Origin of the sequence: Peribacillus sp. FSL H8-0477 (genome assembly GCF_038002765.1) — a bacterium.
Classification (GTDB): Bacteria; Bacillota; Bacilli; order Bacillales; family DSM-1321; genus Peribacillus.
Genome location: NZ_JBBODE010000002.1, coordinates 1,500,110 through 1,517,938 on the forward strand (window position 1 = coordinate 1,500,110; position 17,829 = coordinate 1,517,938).

Genomic DNA, 17,829 nt, shown 5'->3' on the forward strand with positions numbered 1-17,829 from the left:
CACGTGCTGACCGTTCAAACAATAGTAGCCTTTATTGTGATCTTTGGGTCACTTGTCTTTTTTCATGAGCTTGGTCATTTAGTATTTGCAAAGCGAGCAGGAATACTCTGCCGTGAATTTGCTATAGGTTTTGGTCCTAAAGTATTTACTTACAAAAAAAACGAAACCGTGTATACCATCCGGTTACTCCCGCTTGGCGGTTATGTCCGTATGGCTGGAGAGGATGCCGAGAACCCAGAACTCAAACCAGGGTATCGGGTCGGTTTGCTATTTAATCCAGAAGGAATAGTTACAAAGATTGTCCTCGACAATAAGGACAAATACCCGGATTTACGGGTGATTGAAGTAGAGGCGGCCGATCTTGAACATAAAATGATGATTCAGGGTTATGAAGAAGGCGAAGAAGAGACGCTTCAAACGTTTAAAATCGCTGAAGATGCAGTGGTAGTGAGTGAGGGAGTAGAGAATCAAATTGCTCCATTTGAACGCCAATTTAACTCGAAGTCATTAGGCCACCGGACGATGACCATTTTTGCTGGTCCTATGATGAACTTTGTCTTAGCCTTTGTCATTTTTGTCATTATCGGTTTATTTCAAGGAGTGGCTGTGGATGAACCACGTCTTGGGGAGTTAACCGCAGACGGTTCAGCTATCACTTCTGGTTTGAAAAATGGTGATGAAATTCAAAGTATTGACGGCAATGAAGTTTCAAGCTGGCAGGATGTGCAGGAAGCCATCCAGAAAAATCCGGGTAAAGAAATTGAATTTGTTGTTGAGCGTGGGAATAAAACAGAAGAAATTTTAGTGGTTCCACAAGAAGTTGATCGTGAAGGAGAAAAGGTCGGTGTAATTGGAGTCTATCCTCCTGTAGAGAAGTCTCCTATTAATGCTTTCAAATATGGGTTTACAGAAACTTATTTTTGGACAAAGCAGATTTTTGTTATTCTTGGTTCTCTAATTACTGGAGGGTTCTCGCTTGATGCGTTATCCGGTCCGGTTGGCATTTATAAGTCAACGGAGGAAGTCGCTAAATCAGGAATCTTTTACTTAATGAAATGGGCAGGATTGCTAAGTATTAACCTAGGAATTATGAATCTACTCCCGCTGCCTGCACTTGATGGCGGAAGATTGCTGTTCTTCTTGGTAGAATTCTTACGAGGGAAACCGATTGATCGGCAAAAAGAAGGCCTTGTCCATTTTGTGGGCTTTGCTTTATTAATGCTCTTAATGATTTTGGTAACTTGGAACGATATTCAACGCTTTTTCCTCTAGTACGTGAGGGAAAGTAAAAACAGCCAGCTGAGACAATCTCGGCTGGCTTGTTTTTTCACTGCTTCAGCTTTTCTTATCTTGATATCTCATGTATAATTGGACGATAAGCAAGATAAGGAAAATGCAAGCAGCGCTAAGGTTATAGCGCTTTTGTTTTGATGCTTTTTAATATATGTAATTGAAGAGGTGCAAAGATGAAACAAACGATGACATTAATCCCAACTTTAAGAGAAACACCAGCAGATGCTGAAATAAAAAGCCACCAGCTTTTATTACGAGCAGGATTTATGAGGCAAAATTCAAGTGGTGTGTATAGCTTTATGCCGCTTGGAATACGAGTTCTTCAAAAAATAGAAACAATTGTTCGAGAAGAAATGGAAAATGCTGGAGCGGTAGAAATGCTAATGCCTGCTCTTCAACAAGCAGAATTCTGGCAGGAATCTGGCAGATGGTACTCATATGGACCGGAACTCATGAGATTGAAAGACCGAAACAATCGTGAGTTTGCGCTTGGTGCAACACATGAAGAAGTAATTACAAGTTTAGTACGTGATGAAGTAAAATCATATAAGCGTCTCCCGTTAACCGTTTACCAAATTCAAACGAAGTTCCGTGATGAAAAACGCCCTCGTTTTGGACTGCTGCGCGGACGTGAATTTATTATGAAGGATGCTTATTCGTTCCATGCTAATCAAGAAAGTCTGGATGAAGTGTACCAACGTTTATTCACAGCCTATACCAATATCTTTACCCGTTGTGGAGTAGATTTTAGAGCTGTAATTGCCGATTCCGGTGCTATGGGTGGAAAAGATACGCATGAATTCATGGTCTTATCTGAAGTCGGTGAAGATACAATTGCCTACTCTGATACTTCTGACTATGCAGCCAACGTTGAGATGGCACCAGTTATCTTAACTAAAGAAAGAAGTACTGAAACAGAAAAACCGTTAGAAAAAATTGCAACACCTGGACAGAAAACGATTGAGGATGTAGCAGCATTTCTTAAGGTATCTCAGCAGCAATGCATCAAAACGTTATTATTCAAAGTGGATGATAAGTATGTTGCGGTTCTAGTTCGCGGCGATCATGAAGTAAATGATATTAAATTGAAAAACTTCTATGATGCTGGATCTGTGGAGCTTGCTTCACCAGCAGAAACACAAGAGATACTAGGCTGTTCAGTGGGCTCTTTAGGACCTGTGGGATTAAAAGAAGTAGAAGTACTAGCCGACCAAGAAGTTGAATTCCTTGTTAATGCGGTGACAGGTGCAAATGAAGAAGATTTCCATTATATGAATGTGAATCCAAATCGTGATTTTGAAGTATCACAGTATACAGATCTTCGTTTCATTCAAGAAGGAGACAATTCACCAGACGGTCAGGGTACGATTAAATTTGCTAAAGGTATCGAAGTAGGACATGTCTTTAAGCTCGGTACTAGGTATAGTGAAGCGATGAACGCTGTTTATCTGGATGAAAATGGCCGCTCCCAACCAATGATCATGGGTTGTTATGGCATTGGAGTCTCTAGAACACTTGCTGCTGTCGCTGAACAATTTAATGATGAAAACGGTTTGCTATGGCCATCGAATTTAGCTCCGTATCAAGTACATTTGATTCCTGTTAATATGAAGGATGATACACAAGCAGCTGTTGCTGAAGAATTGTATCAAGACCTTAAGACACAAGGATTAGCTGTTTTGATGGATGATCGTAAAGAGCGTGCGGGAGTTAAATTTGCTGATTCTGATTTAATTGGTTTACCTGTTAGAGTGACGGTTGGTAAAAAGGCAGCCGATGGAATCCTAGAAGTGAAAATTAGAAAAACTGGTGAAGTTCTCGAGGTAACTAAAGCAGAACTTGCTGAAACGCTAAAAGGGCTTCTGTAAAAAAATAAAAAAGCATCAGTCATCATGATGATGCTTTTTTTATTGGCGTAGGCCTGTATTTGTTTTACCAGCAACATATCAAAAAAATATCTAGGAACTTCATTAGCGAATGTTGTCGATATGTTATAATTACCTCTCTATTACTTAGTGATTATTAGCGAAACAAACAATAGATTAACTAGAGAATATAAGGGGAGAGCGGAAATGGATCAAAATCCGAATACGGGAAGAGAAAGATTTCAACTCTTGCTGCAGCAAATGGATCTAACAGAGGATGCGTTTGTTACCTATTTTTATCAAGCTGAAATTGTGAAGCTGTCTATAGACCGGGATGCAAAGTCTTGGCATTTTATTTTTAAATTGAATGATGTGCTGCCATGCAGTGTGAACACTCGCTTTGCCAACCATCTTGCGGCTACTTTTGCGCATCTTGCTAGAGTGACTTTTTCGTTTCAAGTAGAGAATCCAAACATTTCTGATGAATTGGTGAAAGAGTATTGGCGGCACTGTATTAGTGAACTTGACGGAATGTCACCAGCCTTACTCTCATTATTAAATGATCAAGAACCAAAAATTGTTGGGAATCGAATTTTTGTGAAGGCAAGAAATGGAGCGGAAGCGGGACAGCTGAAGAATAAATATTCAGGATTGATTTCAAATATCTATCAATCACTTGGTTTCCCAGCTTTCTCTCTTGATGCAGAAGTGTCTGAAATGAAGGAAGATAAGGATTATCAGCAGTTCCTTGTAGACAAACAAAAAGAAGATGAAGCCAAGGGACTTGCAGCCTTGACTGAGATGCAAAAGAAAGAATCTGAAAAAGGCAGTGATGATCAATACCACGGACCCGTTAAAATTGGTTATACCATCAAAGAAGATGCCGATTTCCGTAGAATTGAACAAATTATTGACGAAGAACGTAAAATTGCGATTGAAGGGTATGTTTTCCACTCAGAACTTAGAGAGCTTCGGAGCGGAAGAACACTGTTAACATTCAAGGTGACTGACTACACAAGTTCCATTTTAATTAAGGTGTTTTCTCGTGATAAAGAAGATGCTGCTATTTTAGCAAATGTGAAAAAAGGAATGTGGGTCAGAGCGCAGGGTAGTATTCAAAATGATACATTTGTTCGTGACTTAGTGATGATTGCCAATGATATTAATGAAATCACGAAAATAGGTCGGCTTGATCATGCACCCAAAGATGAAAAACGTGTTGAGCTGCATTTGCATACCCCAATGAGTCAAATGGATGCTGTCACCCCAGTTGGGAGCCTTGTTGCCCAAGCAGCAAAATGGGGGCATAAAGCGATAGCAGTAACTGATCATGCAGGTGTGCAATCTTTTCCTGATGCGTATAGTGCTGGAAAGAAACATGATATAAAAATTCTATATGGTGTAGAAGTTAACCTTGTCGATGATGGAGTGCCAATTGCTTATAATGATTCGCATCGTTTATTAGCAGACGAAACGTATGTGGTGTTTGACTTTGAAACAACAGGTCTTTCAGCAGTATACGATACGATTATTGAACTCGCGGCCGTGAAAATTCATAATGGGGACATCATTGACCGTTTTGAATCGTTTGCGAACCCGCATCATCCTTTATCAACCACAACGATTGACTTAACAGGAATTACAGATGATTTGGTTGAAAATGCTCCAGAAGTATCAGAAGTTCTTGAGAACTTCCGTAACTGGGCAGGCGATGGAGTACTTGTCGCACATAATGCCAGCTTTGATATGGGATTTCTAAATGTAGGCTACAAAAAATTAGGCTATCCGAAAGCAGAAAACCCGGTTATTGATACGCTCGAACTCGGCCGTTTCTTGTATCCTGAATTTAAAAATCATCGCTTAAATACGTTAACGAAGAAATTTGACATTGAACTGACTCAACATCACCGGGCGATATTCGATGCTGAAGCAACAGGTTATTTATTGCTCAAAATGCTGAAAGATGCCACTGAAAAAGGAATCATTTATCATGATCAGTTTAATGAAAATATGGGACAAGGTAATGCGTATCAACGTTCACGTCCGTATCATTGCACGTTGATTGCACAAACTCAAGCAGGGTTAAAGAACTTATTTAAACTTGTGAGTCTAGCCCATATTGACTTTTATTACCGAGTGCCTCGAATTCCACGTTCGAAACTGGCTAAACTTCGTGAAGGTATTTTAGTCGGTTCAGGTTGTGATAAGGGCGAAGTGTTTGAAGGAATGATGCAAAAGGGCTTTGAGGAAGTTCTGAAGATTGCCGAGTTTTACGATTATATTGAAGTACATCCCAAAGAGGTGTACCAGCATATGATCGAACGAGAGTATGTACGCGACCAAAAATCATTGGAGAGTATCCTCGAGAATCTGGTTGACTTGGGTGAAAAATTAAACAAGCCGGTTGTAGCAACAGGTAATGTTCATTATCTTGATCCTAATGATAAAATTTACCGAAAAATCTTGATTAATTCACAAGGTGGTGCAAATCCACTTAATCGCCATTCATTGCCAGACGTTCATTTCCGCACCACAGATGAGATGCTTAAATCGTTCTCATTTTTAGGTGAAGAGAGAGCTAAAGAAATCGTTGTTACAAACACGAATAAAATTGCCGATATGATTGATGACATTAAACCAATCAAAGACGAACTGTATACACCGAAAATTGAAGGCGCCGAAGAAGAAATGAAAGAAATGAGTTACACAATGGCAAGGAGCATCTATGGTGAAGAATTGCCTGAAATTGTTGAAGCACGTCTTGAAAAAGAATTAAAAAGTATCATCGGCCATGGTTTTGCGGTTATTTATCTCATTTCGCATAAATTGGTTAAGAAATCATTGGATGATGGATATTTAGTTGGTTCACGGGGATCAGTCGGTTCATCTCTAGTTGCAACTATGACAGAGATAACAGAGGTAAATCCGCTTCCGCCGCATTTTGTCTGCCCCAACTGTAAAAAATCGGAGTTCTTTGATGACGGGTCAGTTGGTTCAGGTTTTGATCTACCTGATAAGAATTGTCCGAACTGTGGGACGCGCTATAAAAAGGATGGCCATGACATTCCGTTTGAAACCTTCCTTGGGTTTAAAGGGGATAAGGTACCCGATATCGATTTGAACTTTTCCGGTGAGTACCAGCCCAAGGCCCATAACTATACGAAAGAACTGTTTGGTGAGGAATACGTCTTCAGAGCAGGAACGATAGGAACGGTTGCTGAAAAGACTGCATATGGTTATGTTAAGGGGTACGCGGCAGATAATAATATGATTATCCGCGGCGCTGAAACGGACCGGCTTGTATCTGGATGTACCGGTGTGAAACGAACAACTGGACAGCATCCAGGCGGTATTATCGTAGTACCTGATTATATGGATATTTACGATTTTACGCCGATTCAATTTCCGGCAGATGATCGGAATTCAGAATGGAAAACGACTCATTTTGATTTCCACTCCATCCATGATAATATCCTAAAACTTGATATACTTGGCCATGATGATCCAACGGTTATCAGAATGCTTCAGGATCTGAGCGGAATTGATCCAAAAACGGTTCCGACTGATGATCCAGAGGTAATGAAAATCTTTAGCAGTACGGAATCATTAGGTGTAACACAAGATCAAATCATGTGTAGAACAGGTACTTTAGGGATTCCCGAATTCGGAACGAAATTTGTACGTCAGATGCTTGAAGACACGAAGCCGACAACTTTTTCCGAACTTGTTCAGATCTCAGGTCTGTCACATGGTACAGATGTTTGGCTTGGAAATGCACAAGAACTTATTCATAATTCAATTTGTACCTTGAGTGAAGTAATCGGTTGTCGTGATGATATCATGGTATACCTGATTTATCAGGGACTCGATCCATCGCTTGCCTTTAAAATCATGGAATCCGTTCGTAAGGGTAAAGGACTGTCAGATGAATTTGAAGCGGAGATGCGTAAGAACGAAGTGCCGGAATGGTACATCGATTCATGTAAAAAAATTAAGTATATGTTCCCGAAAGCCCATGCCGCTGCGTATGTTTTGATGGCCGTACGGATTGCCTATTTCAAAGTTCATTTACCTTTAGTCTATTATGCAGCGTATTTCACTGTCCGTGCAGAAGACTTTGAAGTTGATGCGATGGCTAGGGGTTCACATGCCCTGCGTACCAAAATTGAAGAGATTACAGTTAAGGGTCTCGATGCGTCAACAAAAGAAAAAAATACCCTGACAGTACTTGAACTCGCATTAGAAATGTGTGAACGTGGTTTTTCATTCCAGAAAATTGATTTATATAAATCAAGTGCTGATGAATTCATTATTGACGGAAATACGTTGATACCACCTTTTAATGCGATTCCTGGTCTTGGTACGAATGCTGCAATTAATATGGTTAAAGCCCGTGAAAACGGTGAGTTCTTATCAAAAGAAGATTTACAACAGCGTGGGAAAGTTTCAAAAACTATTATTGAGTTTCTGGATAAGCATGGCTGCCTGGGTGACTTACCTGAACAAAATCAGCTGTCACTTTTCTAAAAAACGTATATTGTACCGGCAGACTAACAGTCAAAGCCGCTTCATTTGCATAAATAAGGCGATTATGATATATTTTAATTGGAAATACTTAAGAAGATTCAATGGCAAGAGTGGGGAAACCCGCTCTTTCTTGTTGTACTCTACTAAAAATTCGAATCCATTACACAGAACGTACGACGAAACATGTATGGAGGAACACATGAGCAAAGTAATTGATACAGTAGAAGAGCTTGTCACACCAATACTTGAAGAGCTGAAACTAGAACTAGTCGAAGTCGAGTATGTAAAAGAAGGAAAGTCTTGGTTTCTTCGTGTTTATATCGATAAAGAAACAGGCGTCGATATCGAGGACTGCGGCATAGTTAGTGAGAAATTAAGCGAAAAGCTGGATGAAACCGATCCAATCGAGCAGAATTATTATCTTGAGGTTTCATCACCTGGAGCAGAACGTCCGCTTAAGAAGGACAAAGACTTCCAAAAAGCGATTGGGAAACATGTTTACATAAAAACATATGAACCAATTCTTAATGAAAAAGAGTTTGAAGGAAAGCTTCTAGAGTTTGACGGCACACAAGTAACACTAGAAGTTAAAATCAAAACAAGAGTTAAATTAATCGTCATTCCGTATGAAAAAGTTGCAAAAGCACGCTTGGCCGTTACATTTTCCTAATAGATAAACTTAGGAAAACGTCAAAAATTTTTATGTGAATGCATAAGGGGGATCAACCATGAGCAAGGAGTTACTTGATGCTCTCTATATTTTAGAAAAAGAAAAAGGCATATCAAGGGATATCTTAATTGATGCCATTGAAGCTGCACTTATATCGGCATACCGCCGTAATTTTAACCAAGCACAAAATGTTCGTATTGACATGAACTTTGATAAGGGATCGATGAGAGTCTTTGCCCGCAAAGATGTTGTTGATCAAGTATTTGATGCAAGGTTAGAAATCTCTGTTGAAGAGGCCCAATTAATTAACCCGAACTACATGCTTGATGATGTTGTGGAAATGGAAGTAACGCCGAAGGACTTTGGCCGCATCGCTGCTCAAACGGCTAAACAGGTTGTTACTCAACGCGTGCGCGAAGCTGAACGCGGCATTATCTACTCCGAATTTATTGATCGGGAAGAAGACATCATGACGGGAATTGTACAACGCCAAGATTCACGTTTTATCTATGTCAGCTTAGGTAAAATAGAGGCGCTTCTTCCAATTAATGAACAGATGCCAAATGAGTCGTACAAACCACATGATCGTATAAAAGTATTTATCACGAAGGTTGAGAAGACTTCAAAAGGCCCTCAAATCTTTGTTTCACGTACACATCCTGGTTTGTTGAAACGCTTATTTGAAATTGAAGTACCAGAAATTTTTGATGGTACAGTTGAAATAAAATCAGTAGCCCGTGAAGCTGGAGATCGTTCGAAGATATCTGTTCACTCGGATAACGAAGAAGTCGATCCAGTAGGTTCATGCGTTGGTCAAAAAGGACAGCGTGTCCAAGCGATTGTTAATGAGCTTAAAGGCGAAAAGATAGACATTGTCAAATGGTCAGAAGATCCAGTTGTATTCGTAGCCAATGCATTAAGCCCTTCTAAGGTGCTTGAAGTATTGATTAAAGAAGACGACAAAGGAACGACCGTGATCGTGCCTGACTATCAGCTTTCTCTTGCTATCGGTAAGCGAGGACAAAACGCTCGTCTTGCTGCTAAACTAACAGGCTGGAAAATTGATATTAAGAGTGAGACAGAAGCCCGCGAAGCTGGAATCTATCCACTTGAAGATCAAGAACCGCTGCTTAGCCAAGACAGCTATGATAACGATGAAGACTTTGATGTTGAAGAATAAGTAAGAGGTGATCGACAATGAATAGCCGAAAGAAAATACCGATGCGCAAATGCATTGCTAGCGGTGAAATGAAGCCGAAAAAAGAGCTAATTCGTATCGTACGATCTAAAGAAGGGGAAGTCAGCATTGATCCCACAGGCAAAAAGTCTGGGCGTGGAGCCTACTTGACGCTTGACCGGGAAATCATTTTGTCAGCACAGAAGAAAAATGTGCTGGCTAATCAACTCAGCGCACACATCGATCCTTCCCTTTATGAACAATTACTTGCAATAGTGGATAAGGAGCAACAGTGACCATCATGATCCAACAAAAGTGGATGTCTCTATTAGGTTTGGCCAATCGAGCGCGTAAATTGATTTCTGGAGAAGAATTAGTGCTAAAAGATATCAGAAACGGCAATGCCAAATTGGTGATTTTAGCTGCCGATGCTTCTAAGAATACAGAAAAAAAACTAACTGATAAATGTATCTTCTACAAAGTTCCTCTCAAAAGAGTCGAAAATCGGGAATTACTGGGAAAAGCAATAGGCAAGGAAGCACGTGTCGCCGTTGCAGTTCTGGATGAAGGTTTTGCTAAAAAACTCCAAACGTTGCTCGATTGAATTTTTCCGGGGGTGAACGTATGACTAAAATGCGCGTGTACGAATATGCAAAAGAGAAAAATGTTTCAAGTAAAGACGTAATAAATAAACTCAAAGAAATGAACATAGAGGTATCCAATCATATGACAGCATTAGACGATTCTACGGTTAATAAATTAAACGATACATTAAATAAAAATCAATCAACTACAGCAGACAGCACAAACAGCCAGCCGGCTTCAAAAGTCGTTGAAAAATACGAAGAAGAAGCGAATGAAAAAGGTACTGGTACAGCAAGCAAAGAAAAACTTAAGAAAAAACCACCTGTTAAACCGGCTGCAGCTGGGTCAAAACCTTTTAATAAAGGCGGACGCGGCAACAATCGTAACCGGAATAACGTGAAGCACAAGCCTTCTCATTCACCACAGGCTGCACCCGTGCAAAAAAGAAAAGAAAGAGAGCTTCCAACCAAAATTTCATTTACAGAGTCTCTGACTGTAACGGAATTAGCTAAGAAGCTGCACCGTGAGCCTTCTGAAATCATCAAAAAACTCTTCATGCTTGGTGTAATGGCAACCATTAACCAATCACTTGAAAAAGATGCAATTGAATTGATTGCTAGTGAGTATGGCGTAGAGGTTGAAGAAGAAGTACTGGTCGATCTTACGGATCTTGAGTCATTGGTAACAGAAGACAATGCCGACAATCTAATTGAACGTCCATCAGTTGTTACGATCATGGGACACGTTGACCATGGTAAAACAACATTACTAGACTCTATTCGGAATACAAAAGTAACCGAAGGCGAAGCCGGTGGAATTACACAGCATATCGGAGCTTACCAAGTTGAGATCAAAGGAAAGAAAATTACATTCCTAGATACTCCAGGACATGCTGCGTTCACAACGATGCGTGCCCGCGGTGCTCAAATTACAGATATAACAATCCTAGTTGTTGCAGCTGACGATGGTGTAATGCCGCAGACAATTGAAGCAATCAACCATGCAAAAGCGGCTGAGGTTCCAATTATTGTAGCTGTTAATAAAATGGATAAACCATCAGCTAATCCTGATCGTGTTATGCAAGAATTAACTGAACATGGCCTTGTTTCTGAAGCATGGGGCGGAGATGTTATCTTCGTACCGATTTCAGCGAAAAATGGCGAAGGAATCGAAAGTCTTCTTGAAATGATTCTTCTTGTTGGTGAAGTGAATGAATACAAAGCTAATCCAGAGCGTAACGCTATTGGTACAGTAATTGAAGCGCGTCTAGATAAAGGCCGCGGAACAGTTGCTACACTTCTTGTTCAAAATGGTACCCTTAAAATCGGAGATCCGATCGTAGTAGGTAACAGCTTTGGACGTGTAAGAGCAATGCTGAATGATTTAGGACGCCGAGTAAAAGAAGCAGGCCCATCAACACCTGTTGAGTTAACAGGTCTAAATGAAGTTCCGCAAGCAGGAGATCGTTTCATCGTCTTTAATGATGAAAGGACAGCTCGCCAAGTTGGGGAAACAAGGGCTCAACGCCAATTGGCTTCACAACGTAATGAAAAATCAGTTGTTACATTAGATAACTTGTTTGAACAAATGAAACAAGGCGACATCAAAGAATTGAATATCGTATTAAAAGCGGATGTTCAAGGTTCTGCTGAAGCCGTTGCTGCCTCACTGAGAAAAATTGAAGTAGAAGGTGCAAAAGTTAAAATTATTCATACAGGTGTCGGTGCGATTACTGAATCCGATATTATTCTAGCGGCGGCTTCTAATGCAATCGTTATTGGTTTCAATGTACGCCCAGATGTAAATGCGAAACGTGCAGCTGACTCAGAAAATGTTGATGTTCGTCTACACCGTATCATTTACAAAGCAATTGAAGAAATTGATGCAGCGATGAAAGGGATGCTTGATCCTGAATTCGAAGAAAAAGTCATCGGCCAAGCAGAAGTACGGACTACGTTCAAAGTATCGAAAGTGGGTACAATTGCTGGATCGTACGTAACTGAAGGTAAATTAACTCGTGACTCGGGTGTCCGCTTAATTCGTGACGGCATCGTTATTTTTGAAGGCGAACTTGATACCTTAAAACGCTTCAAAGACGAAGTAAAAGAAGTTGCACAGAACTATGAGTGTGGAATTACGATTAAAAACTTCAATGATCTTAAAGAAGGCGACATTATTGAAGCTTACGTAATGCAGGAGATCGAACGTAAATGATCGTCGGCTCTGCCGAATTTGAATGTATCATCTATGATGCGCATTCTTTAAAAGAAAAACGGGCCGTGCTGCAGCGTATTATTTCAAGACTTAAGCAGAAATTCAATATTTCTGTGGCTGAGGTTGGGTACCAGGATCTTTGGCAGCGAAGTGCGCTTGCCATTGTTACTGTATCCTCCTCCCGAATGGCAACTGAGAGAGAATTACAAAATGCCCTTCTATTTCTGGATTCATTTCCTGAAATAGAGCGCACACTAACAAATATAGAATGGCTATAAGTCAGCGAGGTGAATAGTATGAGCCTTCGTGCAAATCGTGTTGGTGAACAGATGAAGAAAGAAATGAGTGACATCATTGGCCGGAAAATCAAGGATCCCCGCATCGGCTTTGTTACCGTAACAGATGTAGAGGTTACTGGTGACTTGCAGCATGCTATCGTTTATATTTCTGTTTTAGGAGACGAAGAGCAGAAAGAAAAAACACTAAAAGGTCTTTCCCAAGCTAAAGGATTCATTCGTTCTGAAATTGGACAACGAATTCGCTTACGGAAAACTCCGGAGATTTCTTTCGAGTTTGATGAATCCATTATGTATGGACACCGGATTGATACGTTAATCCATCAGATTAATTCAGATGATAAACCTGCAAAAGACGAAGAAGAATAATGTGTTAAGCGGAAAAAGGATAGACATCAATTTGTCTATCTTTTTTTCTGCCCACTTCATGAAAAGGAGACCTTCACAAATGGATGGAATTTTACCACTATTAAAACCTAAGGGAATGACATCGCATGATTGTGTGTTCAAATTAAGAAAAATCTTAAAGACAAAAAAAGTTGGTCATACTGGCACACTTGATCCCGATGTGACCGGAGTATTGCCCATCTGTATCGGCCGAGCGACAAAGGTTGCGGAGTACATTACGGAAGCTGGGAAGTCGTATGAAGGAGAAGTGACTTTAGGGTTTTCTACTACAACAGAAGATGCCAGCGGTGAAGTAGTAGAAGAACGAGCAATTGTGGAGGAGTTCTCCCGAAAGCAAATTCTCGATGTGTTAAAAGATTTCACGGGCATTATTCGTCAAACACCTCCTATGTTTTCAGCGGTTAAGATCAATGGCAAAAAGCTCTATGAATATGCTCGAGCAGGCATAGAAGTAGAAAGACCGTCAAGGGAAGTAACGATTCATGAATTAACACTGCTTGATGACCGTGAAGTATTTACTGGAGAACGAATTTCTTTCCGCTTCAGAGTAAGCTGCTCTAAAGGGACGTATATACGCACACTAGCTGTTAATATTGGTGAAAAACTTGGATATCCTGCTCATATGTCAAATTTAATAAGAACCGAAAGTGCAGGGTTTACACTGGCAGATTGCCAAACGTTAGAAGCAGTTTCTGAATTGATGGAACAGGGAAAAGAAGCTGAGTTTTTACAGCCAATTGAACGAGGTTTGTATCATTTGCCGAAATATCAGATTAATGATACAGTAGCAAAGAAAGTACTAAATGGAGCGGTTTTACCGCAGCCAGCCGATTTAACCGTTCAACGGGGTGTTCCGTTTGTTATGGTAGATTTAAATGAGAAGGCATTAGCCATATACCAGCTGCATCCTGAAAAGGACCAGTTGATTAAACCTGTAAAAATATTGGAAATTGGATAATAGCAGTCTGTAATGTAAGAAAGAGGAGATTTGTCGTGGAAGTTATTGTCATTGAGCATCCCCAATCGTTTAACCAAGCCGATTTCCCGAAACTTTCAATCGCACTTGGTTTTTTCGATGGAATACATATTGGACACCAAGCGGTCATTCAAACAGCAAGATCGAAAGCAGAGGAATTTGGCTTAAAATCTGCTGTTATGACCTTTGATCCCCATCCTTCTGTCGTGTTAGGCAAGAGGGATGAAAACATCCGTTACATCACACCTCTCGATGATAAGATAGACATAATCAGGGATACGGGTGTAGATTATTTATTCATTATTAGATTTACTAAGGAATTTGCACGCCTCTTACCAGAGCAGTTCGTTGATCAATATTTAATCGCGATAAACGCTAAGCATGTTGTTGCGGGTTTTGATTATACATATGGACACTATGGTGAAGGAACGATGGAAACGCTCGAAAGCCACTCAAAAGGTCAGTTTTTCATTACCGTGGTGTCTAAACAAACACTAGAAGATGAAAAAATCAGTTCGACACGAATTCGGTCCATCTTAAAGATGGGAGATTTCACTGGTTTTTATCATTTAACTGGTCGTTATTATCTTTCTCAAGGCATTGTTATTCATGGAGAAAAGCGGGGAAGGAAACTTGGTTTTCCTACGGCTAACCTCAGAATAGATGATGAGTATATATTCCCAGCCACTGGAGTGTATGCGGTTCGTGCGAAAATAAACGAAACTTGGTTCAACGGTGTTTGTAATGTAGGCTATAAACCCACATTCAATGAAGAAAAACCGGAGTTCCCGGCTGTCGAGGTCCATATTCTCGATTTTACTGGAGACCTGTATGGACAGAAGCTGCAGGTTGCTTGGCATAAACGAATTAGGAGCGAGCAGAAGTTCTCTGGATTGGATGCATTGGTTCAGCAAATTGAAGCCGATAAAGAACAAGCCGTAAACTATTTTATGCTATTAAATCAATAGACTTGCAAATGCACCGGAAAAGATGTATTCTTTATAAGTATGAAATAACCGTTTCTCGGCTAGTTGCAACTCCGGCGCTGGCTCAGTAATTGGTGATTTTACAAGAAACTTTAGGAGGAATTTAACAATGGCAATTACACAAGAACGCAAAAACGAAATTATCGCTGAGTACCGTACTCACGACACTGACACAGGATCTCCAGAAGTACAGATTGCTGTACTTACTGCAGATATCAACAGCTTGAACGAACATTTACGTATTCACAAAAAAGATCATCATTCACGTCGTGGACTTCTTAAAATGGTAGGTAAGCGTCGTAATCTTTTATCTTACCTTCGTAACAATGACGTAGCACGTTACCGTGAATTAATTACACGCTTAGGCCTTCGTCGATAAGCAATCAGGAAAAGCGGGAATTTTCCCGCTTTTTTGATGTTATTAGAAGTAAATACCGTATAGTAAAAACGGTTTTATACATAAGGAGTCATGTTAAAAGCATTGAACGCTTAATAGATATTTTTTAGAAACGTTCATTTTGCTGTTAATGCACGTTTTTTTCGTGCATAATAGGAATAGTTTGGTTTAATTAGTTTTCAACAACTTAACACATACATGTAAGTAAAGGTTTAGGTAATAGATACCGAACCTCTATAGTGAAGATTTAGAGAGGGGTTTATTAAAGAATGGGACAAGAAAAACATACGTACTCTTACGAATGGGCAGGACGCACCTTGACTGTTGAAATTGGCCAATTGGCTAAGCAAGCGAACGGAGCAGTTCTAGTTCGGTACGGAGAAACAGCAGTACTAAGTGTAGCTACAGCGTCAAAAGAACCGAAAAACCTTGATTTCTTCCCGTTGACTGTGAATTATGAAGAAAAATTATATGCAGTAGGTAAGATTCCAGGAGGATTTATTAAACGTGAAGGCCGCCCAAGTGAAAAAGCAATCTTGGCTAGTCGTTTAATTGATCGTCCAATTCGTCCGCTTTTTGCTGACGGATTCCGGAATGATGTTCAGCTTATCAGCATGGTTATGAGCTTGGAACAAGACTGTTCATCTGAAATGGCTGCGATGTTCGGTTCTTCACTTGCATTATGTGTTTCTGACATTCCTTTTGGTGGTCCAATTGCCGGTGTTATTGTCGGCCGTATCAACAATGAATTTGTTGTCAATCCATCTGTTGAACAAATGGAAAACAGTGATATCAATCTGATTGTTGCTGGAACAAAGGATGCAATCAACATGGTTGAAGCCGGAGCGAAGGAAGTACCGGAAGAAACAATGCTTGAAGCAATCATGTTCGGACATGATGAGATTAAGAAGTTAATTGAATTCCAAGAGATGATTGCTGCTGAAATCGGCAAACCAAAAATGGAAGTTAAACTGTATCAGCTTGATCAAGAATTAGAAGCTGAACTTAAAGGCATGTGTGGAGCTGACTTGAACAAAGCTGTACAAGTTCAAGAAAAGCATGCACGTGAAGCAGCAATAAAAGTGGTTAAAGACAGTGTAATGGAAAACTATACTGAAGAAACCGATGAAGATAAACTAAAACAAATTAAAGAAATCTTAAATAAACTGGTTAAATCTGAAGTCCGCCGTTTAATTACGGAAGAGAAAGTACGTCCAGATGGCCGTAATCCGGATGAAATTAGACCTTTATCTTCAGAAGTAGGGATTCTTCCACGTACTCATGGTTCTGGATTATTCACTCGCGGACAAACTCAAGCACTTTCAATTTGTACACTTGGTGCCATGGGCGATGTTCAGATTCTTGATGGTCTGGGTACAGAAGAGTCAAAACGCTTTATGCATCATTATAACTTCCCGCATTTCAGTGTTGGTGAAACTGGACCATTACGTGGACCAGGCCGTCGTGAAATCGGACATGGTGCATTAGGTGAACGAGCTCTAGAGCAAGTTCTTCCGGATGAAAAGGATTTCCCTTATACCATTCGTCTTGTTTCTGAAGTTCTTGAATCAAATGGATCGACTTCACAGGCTAGCATTTGTGCAAGCACATTGGCAATGATGGATGCTGGAGTACCACTTAAAGCACCAGTTGCTGGTATTGCAATGGGCTTGGTGAAAACTGGAGAAGATTATTCGATTCTTACTGATATCCAAGGAATGGAAGATCATCTTGGCGATATGGACTTTAAAGTGGCCGGAACAGCTCAAGGTGTAACTGCCCTGCAAATGGATATTAAAATCGAAGGACTTTCAAGAGAAATCCTTGAGGAAGCATTACAGCAAGCAAAACGCGGTCGTTTGCATATCCTTGAATCAATGCTGGCTACGATTAATGGACCACGTGTTCAGCTTTCTAAATACGCTCCAAAAATATTGACGATGTCAATCAATCCTGATAAGATTCGCGATGTTATTGGACCAAGCGGAAAACAAATCAACAAAATCATCGAAGAAACTGGTGTGAAGATTGACATTGAACAAGATGGAACAGTCTTCATTGCGTCTACTGAACAAGATATGAATGAAAAGGCTAAGAAAATTATTGAAGATATCGTTCGTGAAGTAATGGTTGGCGAAGTTTATCTCGGTAAAGTAAAACGGATTGAAAAATTCGGTGCCTTCGTTGAAATCTTTACTGGTAAAGACGGGCTAGTCCATATCTCTGAGCTTGCTGAGGAAAGAGTCGGCAAAGTAGAAGATATCTTGGCAATTGGTGATGAAATTGAAGTGAAAGTTACTGAAATTGATAAGCAAGGGCGGGTTAATCTTTCTCGCAAAGCCGTTTTAAAAGCTCAAAAAGAAGCAGCTAATTCTCAAGAATAATGAGAATTAAGGAAAAAGGCAGGCGGTTCCTTGTGAATTCGCACTGCCTTT

Annotated in this window: 14 protein-coding genes; all 14 read left to right on the forward strand. The window is 40.2% G+C overall.

The genetic code is table 11. The features are described 5' to 3' along the window. The first annotated feature begins 3 nt into the window (after positions 1-3). The 14 genes from rseP to pnp all read left to right on the forward strand — a co-directional run bounded on the left by rseP (position 4) and on the right by pnp (position 17,778). Entirely contained in the window at positions 4-1,272 is a 1,269-nt protein-coding gene (rseP, locus tag MHI18_RS19060) for an RIP metalloprotease RseP (protein WP_340849709.1), read from the forward strand. Positions 1,273-1,466: 194 nt separating this feature from the next. Continuing rightward, complete coding sequence (locus MHI18_RS19065) at positions 1,467-3,161, forward strand: proline--tRNA ligase (RefSeq protein WP_340849711.1); 1,695 nt, start codon at positions 1,467-1,469, stop codon at positions 3,159-3,161. A gap of 204 nt (positions 3,162-3,365) precedes the next feature. Then, positions 3,366-7,685 (forward strand): PolC-type DNA polymerase III, encoded by a 4,320-nt coding sequence (locus tag MHI18_RS19070; protein ID WP_340849712.1) that lies wholly within the window; start codon positions 3,366-3,368, stop codon positions 7,683-7,685. A 199-nt stretch (positions 7,686-7,884) separates the two neighbouring features. Next, the gene (gene rimP / locus MHI18_RS19075; protein ID WP_040374837.1) at positions 7,885-8,355 is read left to right on the forward strand and encodes a ribosome maturation factor RimP; all 471 of its coding nucleotides are present in this window, start codon (positions 7,885-7,887) and stop codon (positions 8,353-8,355) included. A gap of 58 nt (positions 8,356-8,413) precedes the next feature. Then, the gene (nusA, locus tag MHI18_RS19080; protein ID WP_340849715.1) at positions 8,414-9,535 is read left to right on the forward strand and encodes a transcription termination factor NusA; all 1,122 of its coding nucleotides are present in this window, start codon (positions 8,414-8,416) and stop codon (positions 9,533-9,535) included. Between the two features lie 17 nt (positions 9,536-9,552). Next, complete coding sequence (gene rnpM / locus MHI18_RS19085) at positions 9,553-9,828, forward strand: RNase P modulator RnpM (protein ID WP_040374839.1); 276 nt, start codon at positions 9,553-9,555, stop codon at positions 9,826-9,828. Between the two features lie 5 nt (positions 9,829-9,833). Further along, entirely contained in the window at positions 9,834-10,136 is a 303-nt protein-coding gene (locus MHI18_RS19090) for a YlxQ family RNA-binding protein (protein ID WP_340850333.1), read from the forward strand. 20 nt (positions 10,137-10,156) lie between these two features. Continuing rightward, a complete protein-coding gene (gene infB / locus MHI18_RS19095; protein ID WP_340849717.1) occupies positions 10,157-12,331 on the forward strand; it encodes a translation initiation factor IF-2 in 2,175 nt (724 codons plus the stop codon). Beyond that, entirely contained in the window at positions 12,328-12,609 is a 282-nt protein-coding gene (locus tag MHI18_RS19100) for a DUF503 domain-containing protein (RefSeq protein WP_040374841.1), read from the forward strand. Before infB ends, MHI18_RS19100 begins: the two co-directional genes overlap by 4 nt. 18 nt (positions 12,610-12,627) lie before the next feature. Then, positions 12,628-12,996 carry a 30S ribosome-binding factor RbfA gene (gene rbfA, locus MHI18_RS19105; RefSeq protein WP_040374842.1) on the forward strand — a complete coding sequence of 123 codons (369 nt, stop codon included), beginning with the start codon at positions 12,628-12,630 and terminating at the stop codon, positions 12,994-12,996. A gap of 79 nt (positions 12,997-13,075) precedes the next feature. Next, positions 13,076-13,993: a tRNA pseudouridine(55) synthase TruB gene (truB, locus tag MHI18_RS19110; RefSeq protein ID WP_340849720.1), complete on the forward strand. Its 918-nt coding sequence runs from the start codon at positions 13,076-13,078 to the stop codon at positions 13,991-13,993. A 35-nt stretch (positions 13,994-14,028) separates the two neighbouring features. Then, positions 14,029-14,979, forward strand: coding sequence for a bifunctional riboflavin kinase/FAD synthetase (gene ribF, locus MHI18_RS19115; protein ID WP_340849722.1), 951 nt, complete (start codon positions 14,029-14,031; stop codon positions 14,977-14,979). A gap of 127 nt (positions 14,980-15,106) precedes the next feature. Next, positions 15,107-15,376 carry a 30S ribosomal protein S15 gene (gene rpsO / locus MHI18_RS19120; protein ID WP_340849724.1) on the forward strand — a complete coding sequence of 90 codons (270 nt, stop codon included), beginning with the start codon at positions 15,107-15,109 and terminating at the stop codon, positions 15,374-15,376. Between the two features lie 287 nt (positions 15,377-15,663). Continuing rightward, the gene (gene pnp, locus MHI18_RS19125) at positions 15,664-17,778 is read left to right on the forward strand and encodes a polyribonucleotide nucleotidyltransferase (protein WP_340849726.1); all 2,115 of its coding nucleotides are present in this window, start codon (positions 15,664-15,666) and stop codon (positions 17,776-17,778) included. The last annotated feature ends 51 nt before the right edge of the window (positions 17,779-17,829 follow it).

What these genes read in the sequence shown, in the direction of transcription:
- MHI18_RS19065 (WP_340849711.1), top strand. Translation starts at nt 1,467, where the DNA reads ATGAAACAAACGATGACATTAATCCCAACTTTAAGAGAAACACCAGCA.
- MHI18_RS19070 (WP_340849712.1), top strand. Translation starts at nt 3,366, where the DNA reads ATGGATCAAAATCCGAATACGGGAAGAGAAAGATTTCAACTCTTGCTG.
- rimP (WP_040374837.1), top strand. Translation starts at nt 7,885, where the DNA reads ATGAGCAAAGTAATTGATACAGTAGAAGAGCTTGTCACACCAATACTT.
- nusA (WP_340849715.1), top strand. Translation starts at nt 8,414, where the DNA reads ATGAGCAAGGAGTTACTTGATGCTCTCTATATTTTAGAAAAAGAAAAA.
- rnpM (WP_040374839.1), top strand. Translation starts at nt 9,553, where the DNA reads ATGAATAGCCGAAAGAAAATACCGATGCGCAAATGCATTGCTAGCGGT.
- MHI18_RS19090 (WP_340850333.1), top strand. Translation starts at nt 9,834, where the DNA reads ATGATCCAACAAAAGTGGATGTCTCTATTAGGTTTGGCCAATCGAGCG.
- infB (WP_340849717.1), top strand. Translation starts at nt 10,157, where the DNA reads ATGACTAAAATGCGCGTGTACGAATATGCAAAAGAGAAAAATGTTTCA.
- MHI18_RS19100 (WP_040374841.1), top strand. Translation starts at nt 12,328, where the DNA reads ATGATCGTCGGCTCTGCCGAATTTGAATGTATCATCTATGATGCGCAT.
- rbfA (WP_040374842.1), top strand. Translation starts at nt 12,628, where the DNA reads ATGAGCCTTCGTGCAAATCGTGTTGGTGAACAGATGAAGAAAGAAATG.
- truB (WP_340849720.1), top strand. Translation starts at nt 13,076, where the DNA reads ATGGATGGAATTTTACCACTATTAAAACCTAAGGGAATGACATCGCAT.
- rpsO (WP_340849724.1), top strand. Translation starts at nt 15,107, where the DNA reads ATGGCAATTACACAAGAACGCAAAAACGAAATTATCGCTGAGTACCGT.
- pnp (WP_340849726.1), top strand. Translation starts at nt 15,664, where the DNA reads ATGGGACAAGAAAAACATACGTACTCTTACGAATGGGCAGGACGCACC.